Below are 15,846 nucleotides of genomic sequence, written 5' to 3' on the forward strand. Positions count from 1 at the left end.
TAAACTAGTATCTTTCCCGATTTATGTTAAGATGGATGATATATTTTCTAAGACAATTTCTCGCCTCAGAAAATATATCCATTTCAATCAATGCAGCTAAACTTTATAGAGTTTCGAAACACTTTTCTTATCAATTATTCTCATGATAATTCATAAAAAGTGATTGGAATTAACTCTCTCATTAACCTTGAAGTTTCATTTGCTTAAAGTTATTTTGTAATTCTTCTAATTTCTTTGTGCCTTCTTCTCTTAACCGCTTATTTTCTTCTTCAATTGTTTTTGTTTCTTGCATTCCTTTTATAATAATATTCCAAGATTCTTCAATCGTCTCAATCTTAATGCTGGGACTTCCTGCAAGTCTTGCAATATCGACGCTTTGCTGGGATATATTTTGCGCATTCTTGACAAGCATTTCATTTGTTCTTCTGTCCAGTTCACTCATGCTATCTGCGACTAATTTTTGTCTTTTGGCAGCAACAGCTTGGATTAGTCCATTTTTGAAAATTGGAATCGTCGTAACAAATGCCGAATTAATCTTTCCAATTAATTTTGTATTTCCTCTTTGAAGCAAACGTATTTGCGGTGCTGTTTGCAGAGCAACCATTTTGGCCATTTCTAAGTCATAAACCCGCTGATCAAGGAGCTCTATCGCATTTCTAAGGGAGTCGAGCTGCATACCCGCTAATTGATCTCCAGCAGTTGCTTTAGCTTCGATTTGCGGAAGCACTTGTGTCTTTAATTCTTCCGACTTCATTGCCCCTGCAACTGCATATTTTTCGAGCGTCAAATAATATTGATAATTTTGCTCATACATTTCATCAAGCATCGTCGTCGAATCAACCATTTCATTTTGATATTTCGATATTTCAACATATACTTTATCAATCTCTTGTCCCATAGACTGATATTTCCCAAAAAGTTTTTCCATAATCTTTTCGCTTTTTTTAAACAGTTTGCCAAAGAAACCTTTTGACGCATCTTCAAAATCTTTCTTATCAAATTTATCCATTATTCTGCCGAGCTGTTTTAATAATTCTCCGGAATCTTCCACTTTAGTAGTTCTCATATTGTTAAGAATTTTATCGGAGAATTTTGAAATTTGCGTTGCCGGCTCTTTCCCGAATTCAAGAATCTGAATTTGATCCTTTTCATCAATAGACTGGGCCAATTTTTGCACTTCTGGCTCATTTCTAAGCGCTAATTTAATTTCTGATACTTTTTCTTCTGTTAATAATTCTGCGACCTGGTTATCCGCATTGTTTATATTTGATGGTTGCATGTTCATCCATTATCTCCCTTTCTACTCTTTAAAAATCCGCCAAACAGTCCCCTTTTCAAAAAGGATGGCTCTTTATACTCCATATCAAATACAACGTCCTCGAGCCAATGGGCATCAAATAAATTGTCTTGTATAAAGTTCTCCATATCGACATGTCCAGGTGGATTATAAATAATAATATCAACACCCAATGCATTCATTAAAATTAACATTGCTGCATCTTCTCGCGTGAATACGCCGCTTTTTTCTGTTTTAAATAATACAATACTTGGTACTTCTTGAGAGTAATCAAATTTTTGCAGCATTTTTAAAAGTTCATCTGGTATAAGTAAACATTGTGAAAATAGAAAAATTGCTACATCTTCATCTGATTCATCCGATTGTTTTATAAGTACTGGTCTTGAGCATACTCTTGAAATTGCAGCAGCTATCCCTTTTTGTAAGCCGGTTGGCAGCTGTTTATAATTCCAATAATGGGCACTCATCATCTTTTCCGGATCAAGTAAACCGTTTCTTCCCAGCGCTCCGCGATAATGATATCGGTAATCGCTAATAATTGCTCTTGTAAACGGAAAATCTTTAATCAATAGCGTATCCTCTCGATTGACTATTCCGTGAATACGATCCCAGTATTCTTTGCGATTTTTACTTACACCAAATATTTTAGCAAAAATAGCAGGGATATGCACTTCTCCATTTTTCACTTCAAAGTTTGGTCGAATCATAGCAAGCTCTTTCTCCAAAAGAAAAATTTCATCATATGTAGTTTTTAGGGTAACCGAAAAGGGGATATAATCTCTAAATTGCCATGGTTTATAAAGATTGGATCCCTCATGATGCAGTATACTCTCAATTTCCTTTGACGCTCGATATGCTACAGTCGCTGTTCTTTTTCTTTCTTCTGTAGGAAAGCTTTCAGGTTCTTTCCGTTGTGGATATTGATGCTGAAAAAACAGCTCCTTATCTAGCTTTAACTTTTCTAAAATATCTGTGCCATTAGGATGAACCATTACAATATCACACCCAATGGTAAGGAGATAATAGATAAAATAGGACTGACTTTTACTTGCATCACCATACCAAAGAAACTTAGGCATATTTTCATTTAATTCGGTTTCTTCTAAGACAGGCTGTAAATGATTAATCGACCATTTTACAATATCCACTACTAATCTTCTTAAATCCTTATTTTTCAAGCCGTTTTCTTCCAATTCTGCGAAATGCTGAATTACTTTAATAAAACTTTCCCGCAATTTCCGATGAATAGCTGGAACAGAGGATTTTATCAGTACATTCTCTCCGTCAAGAAAAGCAACAAATCGATTAATGGATAAATTCTGCTCATTCATTCGATTAAATACTTTTTGAATAGATTGGAAATGCTGATTATCGATTGTCCTATCGAGTGTTTCATCTGTTAATAAGTGTAAACCAGTATTATCTTTATGTATCCAATTAAACAGCTGATTATAATATTCATCCTCGTCTAGCGATATTCCCAGTAGTTTAACGACTGCCTGCCCGAAAGTAAATATACGATTACTGGTATCATATAATGGTCTTTCTTTAATAGGCTTTAGCAAAAGTTTAAACCAGTTTTCTTCAGACAATGGAAGTATTATATTATTAATGGTATAAAAGTCTTTATTCATTTTCTCCACTTCCTAATTTTAAACCAAAGATAACTTTCTATCTTTATCATAGCATAGCTCCTTGTAAACACTAAACATTCTACTTTATATTTATTTACGAATTTTTAATAAAAAAGTTTCATTTTTTGTAGTCCGAAAAGAAATCTTTCGTAAGATTTTAAACTGTATATAAACCCACAGAATTTTAGAATTATAAGTTTGTCTATAGTATATCCTATGTATAGGGTTATTGCTTTTTGTTTCAGGGGTTCACGCTTAGCCGCGTTCTGCTTTCAGACTGCAAGGTCTCAGGCTATCCCGCTTATCCTACAGGAGTTCCCCCCTAACCACCACAAGCAGCACATAAAAATCCCATTTAATTTTACTAAATCATTTTATCGTCACACTGAAATCTTTCGTAAGATTTTTCTTTATACTCTTCAACCTGTGTTTTTAGCACCTAACCTTCTGTTTGTGCATATAATACAGTACAATAGGCGAGTAGGTGCTAACTATGAGATCATTTTTTCGAAAATACACATATCATGAAATTGAGACAGATTTAAATTATGTGCAAAATGTTCTATCTTCCAACATGTATGTTTTTATTGATTTAATCTTTATTTCTCTAATAATTAGTTTTTTTATGGCCATCTTTTTCGAATCTATCTTATTTGGGATTATTATATTTGTTTGCTGCTATTTATTCTTTGTCGCCATTTATTGTTTATTGCTCAAATTGATAAAAGATTCACCTGATGATCTATAAAATATATTTATCTTCATTCAAATCCATCTCTTTAACGACTCTAAGGCGACCGTGATTCGGTCGCCTTAGAGTCGTTAAAGAGTAAATTCTTTATAAACTTTTCTTAAGATTTCTTCTCCAGCAGACGCACCTTTATGAGCTGTGGCTTTATGAGAGTATCTACTTGATTCACCACATATTAACTCGCCATGCCTAGGAATAAACGCTGTTTGGCATATATTTAAAAAAGGTAGATCCAATAAGGAATCTCCAGCTCCAATTGTTTGCTCGATTCCTTCTCGTTCCTTTATATACTTTATTGCCTCTCCTTTACAAACAGGACTCGGCATAAAGTAAAGCTTTCTTCCTTGCAATGAGATATTCCAGCCATTTGCTGCTGCTATTTTTGCTAGTTGTATTTTTAAATCGGAGTCTATAGTGGTATTTAGCACATAATAAAAGAAAAGATTATCAGCAATTTTCAATTCTCCAGGGAGAGAATACTCTCGGAGCATTTCCAATATCTCCTCTTTTTCGATACATTCCACACCAAGCTTCCGCTTTAGCCTTTCTTCCCACTCTTTCATGATTTCTCCATTATGATGTATTCTTGCCCCGTTACTGGTTACACAGTAAGATACCGGTACATCTCTTTCAAATATAAAGATCCGCTTATATTGCTCATATGTTCTTGTTGTCACAGGAATAAATAAATAGTGGGAAGCAATCTCTTTCAATAAACCATAGCTCTCCTTTGTCATAAAAGAGACATACTTCCCATTCTTCTCTTCGACCCCAATCATCGATTGATTCCAAGGAGTTTCCATTTCTTCTAAAGCACGTTTGGAATAAATTAATGTTCGATCTAAGTCAGATGCAAATAATTTCATCCCTCTTGCACAACCTTTTTAATCAAACCGCAGCATGTATAGCTCATTTGGGGATATGGAATTATTTCTACGCCTCTTTCTTCGGCAAGCAAAACGATGTGCTGCACATAAGGACTATCCGGATCTTTCATTAAAACCTTCCATGGCACTCTTCTTAAAAGGACTCTTGTAGTTTCTCCAACGCCTGGTTTAACATAATGCGTGCTCTCAATATGAAATTCCTCCTTAATGGCTAGAACTTCTTTCATCCCTCGAAAATCAACGGATTGATCAAAGCCATTCTCATTCATTCTTTCTTCAACTTGCTTTGAATTAATATTTTGAAAAGCCTCAGTAATTTTATCTAAATAAATATTTGATACATCATATGGCTCTAATTCCTGATAATATTTAGCACCATGAAAATCATCCATTTGAATATATCTTTCATTTAGTACGGTACGGCTGACAAGTCCAGACACAGTGGAATTTAAGCAAGCACTCGGTATCAAGAAATCTTCTCTCGTACCATAGAGTGTAGTACAGTATCCTGGATCTGCCAGTACAGCTAATGTATCATCTAAGTGAACCTGATATTTATTAAAAAAACTTTCACAGGCTTTTGTTAATTCAATTGAAATAGCTCCTTTACCTGTCCATCCATCAATAAATTGGATAGCAGATCCTTTATGTGTTTTTAATATGTACTTAATGGCATTTTCATCTATCCCTCTGTCTCTGATGATCGAAATACTATAGTGCGGTAAAGAAACATGATATTTTTCTTTTAAATATCGCTTAATTAATATCCCAATAGGAGTACCAGCTCTTGCTAATGAAACTAAGACCGTTTGTTTTCCATGTTTACGATAAATCTGCTCTGCGACAACTGCGGTACTAAGTGCTACCTTATCTTTATAATCATGCAGTGTCTTCCAAAAAAGCTGTAAATACTGTTCTGGTGGATTATATTCGATTGGTAATGTTTCGCTATAATGTGCTCCACTTTGAATCTTTTTTTCTCGTTCCTCGGTGGAACCTTCTAGTATAATTCCGTTTAAATTTTTCAAAAGAAAAATGACATCTTCACTATTATAAGATCCGAATTTCACTTGCTCATTTATGTTTAAATGCATCTTTACCTCCCGCTAAAATAGACGATATTAATCTTTTTTACCTGAACTGCTTTTAATGCCGTCAGCAGCTCTTTTAAGCTATCTTCTTTCACATTTCTCTCAAAGAATAAAAATATGTCATCATATTGATTAGGCTTTACATTATATAAGAAATTTACAATCTCTTTATCTTCTGGATTTGCAAAACAATATGCTGTTTGAGCTCCATAATGCTCTTCATTATGTGGATAAATTGGACTTCTTGTAGTCGATTGATAAGATATGTCTTCCCCCATGAAGCTAGCTAACTTCATGGGTATATACATAAATTCTCCTGTTCCGACACAAAGACTAGTTCCCCTCCTCTTCTTCTTGAGCATCTTTGCAGCCTCTTTTATCCAATCATCTGTTCCTTCTTCTGTATGAATCCCAAACCTGCCAGTATCCTTTAAATATCGGAAGCTATTGCACTCACCCGCAAGATTTGAAGACGTCAATGGCACAATGCGATCTTTCACATAATTTTCTAGACTAATATATTCTATCAATGGATTCCCTTCATTTGTTACCAAACTCTCCATTTTAGGTGTAAGATTTATTTGCTCCCCAACTAATTCAAAACTACCTTTCAATAAGGAGACAGATTGCACCGTTATTTGCAGCTCTTCTTCAAGAGCTTTCATTTCTAATTGCCATTTATTAGAGCGCCAATCGAGAATGGATGCCACCGTATATTTATCTCTTGGATAGTTTCTATGGAGATCTCGGATAATATTAATCGCTGTTTTTCCAGTTGTGAGTTCATCATCAACGAGAATTATTTCCCGATTATTAGCAAGAATATCCGTTTTTACGTAACATCGATGGGAAGTGGCATGTGAATGTTCTTCTTCAAATGAAATGATTGGATCCAGCTCGTTAATCTTTTCTCTTGTGGTATGAAAAAAGGATGCTTGTTTAAAAGCCTTGAAAAAAGAGTGGCCAAGTGCAGTTGCTGTTTCGGCAAAGCCAATAATAATAGGATTGCAAACTTCTTTTTGGATAAAAGGCTTATCCAGGAAAGGCAAAGAGGAATCATGATAAATCTCCAATAATTTCTCCTTTTGCGGTGAGTGCTTTCCTGTCATAATTTCTTCATATCTCGCTGCAAGCATAAAACCTGTTAGCAGACCTTTTTTTGGTTCTATTGGCAAATGCTTTCCCAGTAGTCTACTGACAAATAAAAACGCCCGTCTTTTATTGATTCTTGCAGCCATTTTAAAAAAGTCCTCGATAGGAAGCTGAAATGGATTTTCTTTAACATAAATGTCCATCTGTAAATGATCAATGATTGGTAATGAAATTTTCTTGTTTAAGTAAGTCAATGTATGTAAATCCTTCATGGAACACCCCGTAAACCTTTGATTTTAAAATAATTTTTTGCGCCCAATATAAATGAGGCTTAATTTCATTCATTTTATTGGAGAAACTACTTTTTATAACACCAATTTCTCCATTATTGCTATCCATAATATTTAATGCATCCAAATATTCTTCATAGGAAACAACGTTTAATGCCTGAACTGGCTTTATATGGGTCGGATGAATAATCGTTTTCCCTGTTAATCCATTCGTTATATCCATCATAACTTCTCTTATTAATCCGTCCATATGTTTATCAATTAGCTGTGTTCGCATACTCATTCCTGCTTTTCCATAACGTTTTCGAAAAGGTGTCTCTCTTAATTGAGGAATTAGAAATCTTTCTTTCGTCGTAAAATACTCCCAGACTGGTCCAGAAACAACATAGGCACTATCTGCCCGTGTAAATATATTAATAATATCTGAAATACAATCTCGAATAATGGCAATATCATATATGGTTGTTTCTGGGCTTCTACGTATCCCATATAATCCACAAAAATCAGTTGCACCTATTCTAACATTTAAAATTAAGTGCTTATAATCATCAAGCACTTTTTTTATGGAGAGAAGCTCATTCATTCGCGTTTCTTTTTCAATTATTTTTTTCGTTTCCAATATCGGCATTGCATATAAACAGTATCCGAGCTTGTTATATTTTTGTAATTCCTTTAAAATAATTTCTCCTGCTTCTGCTTCAAATTTTGGTATTACAATACCTGTTAATAAAGCGATCTTATCACCAAGTATATCCATTAAACTTAAAAACTGCGCAATGGAACGGATTCTAATAAAAATCAATGGCAATTCACTCTTTATCAGGGAGCCATTTTGGATAGCATGATCAATATCGGTTAACTCTTCTACTAATTTTCTTTCTGCTAAATCGACCTCATGATCGCCAATAGAATCCTCCAGACAAATAACCATAGAGGTTAAAGCAGGATGTTTCTTTCTCAATAAGTCCTGATAAATATTAGGTCTAGTTGCAGGCATATACAATGTCGAAGCAAGTGCGTAGGATAATACTTCTTTCTCCGAAGTGCTAAACACCTCTTCTGGTAATTTGAAGAAAAGACGTTCCAATTGTTTTTCATTTAAGTCAGAGAATAATTTCATTTCCTTTGCTCCATTCCAGTATTTTCATTCCATTTATATACTATTCTGAAAATTCACAAATAAATAGTTTTGTTTGAAAGAGGATAATTATTACTATTTTACTATAAAATTCATTTTTTGAGTATTATTTCGTTATGAATGGCTTTAGCTGCATCCATAAGGTTTTTATAGAGGTTTTCGGGAAGGGTTACAGCAAAGAAGTTTTCTTATTAATAAAATAGAGGATATCCCTAGTACTAACTATTGACAGAAACTAGAAATATCCTCAAAATTATTAAGCCTCGCCTTGTTGTTCTGCTTTCTTTTTATTTTTAAAGTGAATAACGAAAGTTGCTCCAAATGCTATTACTAACAATCCGAAGAAATAAATATGTTCGATGTGAATATCAAAAACGCCTAATAGCATCTTAACTGCGATAATCAAGATTAGAATATAAGCAGTTGCTTCCAGCTCTGGAATTTTATCAATTAATTTAAGGAAAACACCCGCTACACCACGCATCATAAGCACACCAAGAATACCACCCAGTAATAATACCCACACTTGGTTACTGACACCAAATGCTGCTAAAACACTATCCACTGAAAAGGCAATATCCATTAATTCAACAGAAATTACCGTTCCCCAAAATAATCCGAATGTGCGAATAAGAATTCCATTTTTGTTGATTCCTTTATTCTCTTCTTCTCCGTCTTCTGGTTGATTCGCAGCTTTTTTACGATCCACGAAGTACTTAATAGAGAGATAGGCCAAATAGGCCGCTCCTAGTATTTTCACCCATGAGAATTCGATTAAATAAACACCAATACCGATAGCTATAAAGCGGAATATGTATGCACCTAGTAACCCGTAAAACAACGCCTTTCTTCTTTGTTCTGGTGGTAAATGCTTAACCATCACGGCAAGAACTAATGCATTATCCGCTGATAACAAGCCTTCCAATATTACAAGTGTTCCAATATAGCCCCAGCTGACTGGGTCTGTTAGTACCTCACCCCACATTTGCCAGTTAAAAAACTGCGCATATGTATCTATAATCGTCTCAAATATCCCCATGAAAAAAGGTTCCTCCTAAAATATGCTTATAAAGTCTTAGCCAATTTGCAGACCAAAGTCTGTTGCTAATGCAGCTAAACCACCTTGGTAACCACTGCCAATAGCACTAAATTTCCATTCATTATTATGACGATATAGTTCCCCAACAACTAACGCTGTTTCAATAGAGAAATCCTCTCCTAAATCGTAACGAATCAATTCCTCATTAGATTCTTCGTTAACAATACGTACAAATGAATTAGAAACTTGTCCGAAATTTTGATTCCTTGCTTCTCCATCATGAATGGTAATCGTAAAAGTAACACGTTGAATATTAGCTGGAATACTTTTTAAATCTACGATAATTTGTTCATCGTCTCCTTCGCCTGCGCCTGTACGATTATCTCCGGAATGAACAATCGCACCATTTCCACCTGATGGATTATTGTAAAATACAAAGTCAGCATCATTTGTTACTTTTCCATTTTCGCCAAGTAAGAATACAGAAGCATCTAAATCAAAATCAGTTCCGCCATCATACTTATTTAAATCCCAGCCTAAACCAATAATTACTTTTGATAAACCAGGATTGCCTTTTGTTAAATCTACTTTTTGTCCTTTGGATAAACTAATTGCCATAATCTTTCTACCTCCAAGTTTTTTCAGTATAGTTCCTTTACGTAATCATAGATAAAAAAGTTTCAATTTCCCCTTTTTAGCTCATCCACTTTGGCGGAGTATTTTTATCCCAGTAAATTTCTCCAAGTGCATAATGAGTTTGGAATTGATCATGATACGTGTGGTAATGGAAGTTAAAATAATAACCTTCCTGTGGGGGACGATCCCTTCTTACATGAAATCGGATAATATCCTCGTTATCTCTCGTAATATGAAATATCCGTTCACTTGTACCTGCAGCAGGAAATTCAGTTACTGTTAAATAACTTAACTCTTCTTCTGGAAAAATATGCGTTACTTCATTAATTGCTTTTTCCATATTTGGAAGAACAACTAAACGAAATTCATCTTCAATTACTGGTTTAATTTTTGGCCCGAATTTTAAATAGCTTTGTGCTTCTGCTTCCTTCATCATATTGCTGATAAAATCTGCTCTTGAGAAATTTCCCTCAGTACTATCAACAAATATCGCTTCATCTTCGATACTTTCTCTAGCAAATGGTACTTCTCGCTCATCAATTGGTTTCTTATCATTATTATTATTATTTAAAAAGGTTGCTGGTGATGGTGAAACAAGACCAAACGTTAAAATAGAAACAAATACGACCAGGCTTTTACGAAGCCAATTAGGCATTTATTACACCTCGCTTTCCGCATCCTGATGTTAATATATGAAAAAATATTTATAGAATAAGTATATATTATTTACTAGCTAATCTTCTACTATTATCCTTATCATAGAGGTTATTTTTTTATTATTCTTTTTTTAACCAGATTCCATAATGGAATTTAGCTGTTTTACGCTTCACCTGTTCAAATTGAAATTGGTTAAATCTGCTGCTCCTAAAATGATCTTTCCATACGACTCTTTCTTTCGCCACTCGCTTTGCTTGATTGATTAATTCTACCGACACTTCTTCATAAAGTGCTAGTTGTTTTAACGGGTTGATTCCAGCTGATGAAATAGTTTCCTCAAACATAGGATCAAAATATACGCAATCTATACTATTGTCTTCTTTTCGAGCAAGTGCCTCTAATGCGTTAATATGCTTGACTGTAACCCTTCGCATTGCCTCATCAACAGCGGCATTACTCGTCTCCCATTCTTTCAAACCTACTTTTACAAGAAAAGCAATCACTTGATTCGCTTCTAATCCTTCCACTTTTCCGCTACTGCCCACGACATAACTTGCAACAATACTATCTGAAGCAAGTCCTAAAGTACAATCTAAGAAACTCTTTCCCTTTGTTAAATTGGTTGCGTCAATAAAAGGATCATTTTCCTTATTCATCAGCCTTTTTATTCGAAAGACTGCTGAATTTGGGTGAAAAAAGAAAGGCTCCTCTCCATTTAACGAACAGAACTCAAATCTATTTTTCCCAATTATCAGAATATCTGATTGATATTGCTCTTTTAAGTGCTGAATAGATACTTTTTCTCTCCTGACATATCTGCAGTTGAAGTCTTTGGCAATTCTATCTGCGAGAATTTGCATGTCCTTATTTGTCCTACCGGCAGTTGTTACAATCATATTTTTTCTCCTACTTCTATGTAATACTATATTCAATACGAATCATGTTAAGATTAGGTCATCATTATAAAATAGATAAATTTAAATTATCTATCGACGAATATAAACCCTATACAAAAAACCTAAAAAAGAAAGTCCATGAGAAAAAAGGTAACCCTTTATTCTCATGAACCAAGTTTTTAGCAATATTGTTCAAAAGCTGATACAAGATTTTCCATAATTGCTTCCATTGAATTTCCTTCAATATCGTAGCGATGAATAAAATGAACAACTTTATTATCTTTGATTAATGCCATGGACGGAGAAGAAGGCTCAATATCCCCGAAAAATTCGCGCATTTTTGCTGTTGCCTCTTTATCTTGGCCAGCAAATACTGTTACTAGTTGATCTGGCTTTTTTTCAGATGCAAGCACTGCCTGCGTTGCTGCTGGTCTTGCTAAACCTGCAGCACAACCACAAACAGAATTAACCACTACTAAAGAAGTACCTTTGTTTGTTTCAATAAATTGTTCCACAGCGTCTTCTGTCAGCAATTCTTCAAAGCCTGCTTGGGTTAATTCTGCTCTCATCGGTTTTACCACTTGTTTCATATACTCATCATATGCCATTGACATAAGTAATCCCTCCATAATATACGTATATTCTATTCCTAAATATACATTAGAAATGTTTTTCGTACAATCTTTAGCATTAGGAAAATATAGTTACAGCTTATTTTCGCGCTTCGGTCATTTGTTTCCAAACAGAACCTTTTGCTTCTTCTCCTAGTTCAATTCGCTCAATTGCTAGTTTTATTTGTAAGCTCACTTCAAATTCTGGATCATCCTCATGAGCCTTAAGTGCAGCCAATGCTCTCTCATCTCCAACTTCATACAAGAACATAGCGGCTCTCCATCGAACAATCTTGCTTTTATCATCTAATGCATGGATCATTTCTTCCATTGCTTCTGGAAACCCTAAGTCGGATAAGCAATCTCCTGCAGTACGCCGCACTGTTACCGTTTTATCCTTTAATGCTTTATATAAGGAAGGAAGAACAGCTGTATCTTCAATCATTCCAAGATAGACAGTCGCAAGTCTGCGGATAGATGGTTTTTCATCATCTAATGCTTTCGTTAGTACAGGAATATCATCTACTGTAGGATCTTCGCTTTGTTCCAGCTTTTGATATCTAACTTTCCAATCTGGATTCTCTAAATCTGCAAATGACAGCCTTGTTCGCACTCGTACCGGTTTTTCATTTGCTTCAGTTTGCGGATTTTTTGCATGCTCAATAATCGCATTAATTCGCTCTTGTGGATATGCTGCAACAAGTTCTTCCACCATTACATGCCCAATTTCCTCAAAGTCACCGTAGCGCACGCCGAAATCTTTCCATTTACGAGTCATTACTACATTATCTTCAGGTGTACGAACTTCTGATACTGCTTGAATAAAGGAATCAGGTAAACCGAACCTTCTTTCTTCAGTGCCATCCGATAATTTAATTTGCATGGGAATCCCTTTATACATTTGAACTTGAACATTTATCTCTCCATAATGTTCATTTATCTCTTTTGACTCCTCTGTAGCCTCGTCCTCCCCAAAGACATTCCGCACTTTTGAAAGTAATTCTTTCCAATCATAGCGGGCATTTCTTTCAACCGCTAGAAAATCAGCTACATGGTAAACCCCTTTAATCCCTTCAATGGAAAGGATATTTTGAATTAATTCAGGTGCTTCCGCTGAATTATCAACCTTATAATTATTACTTTTTCCCATTGGCAGCTCTTGGTCTAAATTAATTTTCATCGTATTAGGACTTGGTGTTGGCTCTATAGAAATAATTCTCATTTTCCATCCCCCTCTTTTTCAACATTTATCTTATCACGCTTAATGCTATATCGAAAATAAACAGCTTTTCTACGAATTATCAGCGATTTCAGATAAATAGCTCCAGCGTTCAATTAGGTGTTCTAATTGGTTATTTAATTGTTCTTGCTCTTTCATTAACTCAGCTGCTTTTTCGAAGTCACTGCCAGTCTCGGCTAATTCTGTTTCTATTTTAGCTAATCTTTCTTCGACTTTTTCGATATTCTCATCAATGGTTGCCCATTCCCTTTGTTCATTATAGCTTAGTCTTACTTTTTTCTCTTTTACTTCCTTTTTAGCAAGTGGTATTTCTGTTTTATCTTTTATTTGTTGATCTTCTTTTCTCTCCACCTCTAAATATTCACTGTAATTGCCATAATAGGTGTCGATAACACCATTTCCTTTTAAAATCAACAGTTGTTCAGCAACCTTATCGAGAAAATAGCGATCATGGGATACGGTAATAACCACACCATTAAAATCTTCTAAATAATCTTCCAGAACCATTAATGTTTGTGTATCTAAATCATTTGTCGGCTCATCTAATAAGAGTACATTTGGTTCTCCCATTAGTATTTTCAACAAATAAAGTCTTCTTCTTTCCCCACCAGATAGCTTCCCAATAATCGTTCCATGGGTATGAAGAGGAAATAAGAATCTTTCCAGCATTTGGGCAGCTGTAATGACTTTTCCATCGGAGGCTTCTATAACTTCAGCCGTTTCTTTTAGAAATTCAATCATTCTTTTAGATGTATCCATATCTTCATTTTCTTGCGTATAGTAAGCCACTTTTACTGTTTGACCAATGATTCTTTCGCCAGAATCAAGGGGTGCCTTGCCTGCTAAAATATTTAAGAAAGTTGATTTACCAGTCCCGTTTTTACCAATTATTCCAATTCTATCCCCTGGTTTTACAAGCAAATTATAATTATTTAAGATTATTTTATCATGGAAACGTTTGTTTGCCCCCAGCAATTCAAAGACTTGCTTACCTAATCGACTACCTTTCAAGGAGATATCTAATTTATCTTTAGCTTTAACATTAGCTAATTTATCATCTAATGCGTCAAAACGCTGAATTCTGGCTTTTTGTTTAGTAGAACGCGCTTTTGCCCCTCTTCTAATCCATTCTAATTCTCTTCTAAATAAATTCTTTTGCTTATCAAGAGTAGCTGCTTCATTTTCTTCCCTGATAGCTTTGGCCTGTAAAAAGTCACCGTAATTGCCTTTATAGCTATACAAATTGCCCCCATCTAATTCAAACATTCTGTTTGTGACACGATCTAAGAAATAGCGGTCATGCGTTACTAATAATAGTGCTCCTGTGTACCTGCTTAAATAATCTTCCAGCCATTTAACTGCCTCAAAATCAAGATGATTTGTCGGTTCATCTAAAATAAGCAAATCTGGTTCTTGAATCAGAACTTGTGCTAAAGCAACCCGTTTTTTTTGCCCGCCTGACAATTCGCCAATCTTCTTATTAAAATTAGTAATACCTAACTTCATTAATACCGTCTTTGCATTTGTATGAACTTCCCAGCCATTTAAAGCATCCATTCTTTTTTGTAAATCAAATAATTTTTCATGAAGCTTATTGTTCTCAGGATCATGGTTGATTTCCATTATCATTGCTTCATAATCTTTAACTAATGCTAAAACCGGTGCATCACCAGCATATACTTGGTTTAATACGGTAAGATCTGGATTTAATTCTGGACTTTGGGCAGAATAGGCTATACGAAAATCCTTGGGTGCTATGATATCTCCTTCGTCTGGAATATCTATTCCTGCAACAATTTTTAATAAGGATGATTTCCCAGTTCCATTGATGCCAATTAAACCTACCCGTTCTTTTTCACTTATTGAAAAAGAGATGTTTTCAAATAACTTTTTCTCTCCATATGTCTTTGTTACATTTTCAATTGAAATACTCTTCATTTTGTACATTCCATTCTTTATAAAATTCTTTTAGAAAGCTTTCCATAAATTGATGCCTTTCCACGGCCATTTTTTTAGCACTGTCTGTATGTAAATGGTCTTTAATTTTCAATAGTTTTTCATAGAAATGGTGAATAGAAGATGAGTTGTTTTTTCGATATTCTTCTTCTGTCATCTTTTCCCTTACTGCTATATGTGGATCATAGATAGGACTTCCTATACTTCCTCCATAAGCAAAAGTACGAGCGATGCCAAGTGCTCCAATCGCATCTAATCGATCAGCATCTTGGACTATTTTTGCCTCCAGGCCATTGGGAGTTATCCCATTTCCTCCTTTAAAGCCAACTGTTTCGATGATAGCTTTAATCTGTTCCTTCTCTTGATTCGCAATTGGAATCTGCATTAGTATATTTGCTAATCTCCGTTGCCCTTCGCTTTTTGATTTATTTAATTTTTCATCTGAAATGTCATGCAATAACGCAGATAGTTCAATAGTATGAGAATACCCAATTCCTTCTTTTTCTGAAAGTAATAAGGCTATTTTACGTACTCTATCTACATGATACCAATCGTGACCACTAGCATCATTCTCCATCTCTTGCTTTATTATATTTTCAACTTTCGTAATAAGCTTCATTTATTCTCACAT

General features: G+C 34.8%; 14 protein-coding genes. All 14 read right to left on the reverse strand.

The annotated features are described in order from the left end of the window. Positions 1–181: 181 nt before the first annotated feature. The 14 genes from BCI01S_RS01900 to BCI01S_RS01965 all read right to left on the reverse strand — a co-directional run bounded on the left by BCI01S_RS01900 (position 182) and on the right by BCI01S_RS01965 (position 15,834). Positions 182–1,285: a toxic anion resistance protein gene (locus tag BCI01S_RS01900; protein ID WP_095259065.1), complete on the reverse strand. Its 1,104-nt coding sequence runs from the start codon at positions 1,283–1,285 to the stop codon at positions 182–184. Then, on the reverse strand, positions 1,282–2,931 hold the full coding sequence (locus tag BCI01S_RS01905; RefSeq protein WP_047940447.1) for a YceG family protein: 1,650 nt from the start codon (positions 2,929–2,931) through the stop codon (positions 1,282–1,284). Before BCI01S_RS01905 ends, BCI01S_RS01900 begins: the two co-directional genes overlap by 4 nt. An 822-nt stretch (positions 2,932–3,753) precedes the next feature. After that, entirely contained in the window at positions 3,754–4,548 is a 795-nt protein-coding gene (locus BCI01S_RS01910) for an HAD family hydrolase (protein WP_047940446.1), read from the reverse strand. After that, positions 4,545–5,663 (reverse strand): cysteine protease StiP family protein, encoded by a 1,119-nt coding sequence (locus tag BCI01S_RS01915; protein ID WP_047940445.1) that lies wholly within the window; start codon positions 5,661–5,663, stop codon positions 4,545–4,547. Before BCI01S_RS01915 ends, BCI01S_RS01910 begins: the two co-directional genes overlap by 4 nt. A gap of 2 nt (positions 5,664–5,665) precedes the next feature. Beyond that, positions 5,666–7,024, reverse strand: coding sequence for a phosphoribosyltransferase family protein (locus tag BCI01S_RS01920; protein WP_172885238.1), 1,359 nt, complete (start codon positions 7,022–7,024; stop codon positions 5,666–5,668). Further along, entirely contained in the window at positions 6,966–8,162 is a 1,197-nt protein-coding gene (locus BCI01S_RS01925) for an HpcH/HpaI aldolase/citrate lyase family protein (RefSeq protein ID WP_047940444.1), read from the reverse strand. Before BCI01S_RS01925 ends, BCI01S_RS01920 begins: the two co-directional genes overlap by 59 nt. Before the next feature lie 274 nt (positions 8,163–8,436). Beyond that, positions 8,437–9,219, reverse strand: a complete 783-nt coding sequence (locus BCI01S_RS01930) for a TerC family protein (protein WP_047940443.1) — start codon at positions 9,217–9,219, stop codon at positions 8,437–8,439. Positions 9,220–9,255: 36 nt separating this feature from the next. Further along, a complete protein-coding gene (locus tag BCI01S_RS01935) occupies positions 9,256–9,837 on the reverse strand; it encodes a TerD family protein (protein WP_047940442.1) in 582 nt (193 codons plus the stop codon). A gap of 76 nt (positions 9,838–9,913) precedes the next feature. Continuing rightward, positions 9,914–10,510: a YpjP family protein gene (locus tag BCI01S_RS01940; protein WP_047940441.1), complete on the reverse strand. Its 597-nt coding sequence runs from the start codon at positions 10,508–10,510 to the stop codon at positions 9,914–9,916. Positions 10,511–10,631: 121 nt separating this feature from the next. After that, positions 10,632–11,408, reverse strand: coding sequence for a class I SAM-dependent methyltransferase (locus BCI01S_RS01945; RefSeq protein ID WP_047940440.1), 777 nt, complete (start codon positions 11,406–11,408; stop codon positions 10,632–10,634). 179 nt (positions 11,409–11,587) lie between these two features. Further along, positions 11,588–12,022 carry a BrxA/BrxB family bacilliredoxin gene (locus tag BCI01S_RS01950; RefSeq protein ID WP_047940439.1) on the reverse strand — a complete coding sequence of 145 codons (435 nt, stop codon included), beginning with the start codon at positions 12,020–12,022 and terminating at the stop codon, positions 11,588–11,590. A 97-nt stretch (positions 12,023–12,119) separates the two neighbouring features. After that, positions 12,120–13,241: a conserved virulence factor C family protein gene (locus BCI01S_RS01955; RefSeq protein WP_061796442.1), complete on the reverse strand. Its 1,122-nt coding sequence runs from the start codon at positions 13,239–13,241 to the stop codon at positions 12,120–12,122. 69 nt (positions 13,242–13,310) lie between these two features. Then, positions 13,311–15,197 (reverse strand): ribosomal protection-like ABC-F family protein, encoded by a 1,887-nt coding sequence (abc-f, locus tag BCI01S_RS01960; protein WP_047940437.1) that lies wholly within the window; start codon positions 15,195–15,197, stop codon positions 13,311–13,313. Continuing rightward, entirely contained in the window at positions 15,178–15,834 is a 657-nt protein-coding gene (locus tag BCI01S_RS01965; RefSeq protein WP_047940436.1) for an HD domain-containing protein, read from the reverse strand. The genes abc-f and BCI01S_RS01965 overlap by 20 nt, the downstream gene beginning before the upstream one ends. Positions 15,835–15,846: the final 12 nt, after the last annotated feature.

Source organism: Niallia circulans NBRC 13626, from assembly GCF_001591585.1.
Lineage (GTDB): Bacteria > Bacillota > Bacilli > Bacillales > Cytobacillaceae > Niallia > Niallia circulans.

Coding starts and splice junctions, on each gene's coding strand:
- BCI01S_RS01950 (WP_047940439.1), bottom strand. CDS start 12,022: ATGTCAATGGCATATGATGAGTATATGAAACAAGTGGTAAAACCGATG.
- abc-f (WP_047940437.1), bottom strand. CDS start 15,197: ATGAAGAGTATTTCAATTGAAAATGTAACAAAGACATATGGAGAGAAA.
- BCI01S_RS01945 (WP_047940440.1), bottom strand. CDS start 11,408: ATGATTGTAACAACTGCCGGTAGGACAAATAAGGACATGCAAATTCTC.
- BCI01S_RS01935 (WP_047940442.1), bottom strand. CDS start 9,837: ATGGCAATTAGTTTATCCAAAGGACAAAAAGTAGATTTAACAAAAGGC.
- BCI01S_RS01930 (WP_047940443.1), bottom strand. CDS start 9,219: ATGGGGATATTTGAGACGATTATAGATACATATGCGCAGTTTTTTAAC.
- BCI01S_RS01900 (WP_095259065.1), bottom strand. CDS start 1,285: ATGAACATGCAACCATCAAATATAAACAATGCGGATAACCAGGTCGCA.
- BCI01S_RS01920 (WP_172885238.1), bottom strand. CDS start 7,024: ATGAAGGATTTACATACATTGACTTACTTAAACAAGAAAATTTCATTA.
- BCI01S_RS01905 (WP_047940447.1), bottom strand. CDS start 2,931: ATGAATAAAGACTTTTATACCATTAATAATATAATACTTCCATTGTCT.
- BCI01S_RS01915 (WP_047940445.1), bottom strand. CDS start 5,663: ATGCATTTAAACATAAATGAGCAAGTGAAATTCGGATCTTATAATAGT.
- BCI01S_RS01910 (WP_047940446.1), bottom strand. CDS start 4,548: ATGAAATTATTTGCATCTGACTTAGATCGAACATTAATTTATTCCAAA.
- BCI01S_RS01940 (WP_047940441.1), bottom strand. CDS start 10,510: ATGCCTAATTGGCTTCGTAAAAGCCTGGTCGTATTTGTTTCTATTTTA.
- BCI01S_RS01955 (WP_061796442.1), bottom strand. CDS start 13,241: ATGAGAATTATTTCTATAGAGCCAACACCAAGTCCTAATACGATGAAA.
- BCI01S_RS01965 (WP_047940436.1), bottom strand. CDS start 15,834: ATGAAGCTTATTACGAAAGTTGAAAATATAATAAAGCAAGAGATGGAG.
- BCI01S_RS01925 (WP_047940444.1), bottom strand. CDS start 8,162: ATGAAATTATTCTCTGACTTAAATGAAAAACAATTGGAACGTCTTTTC.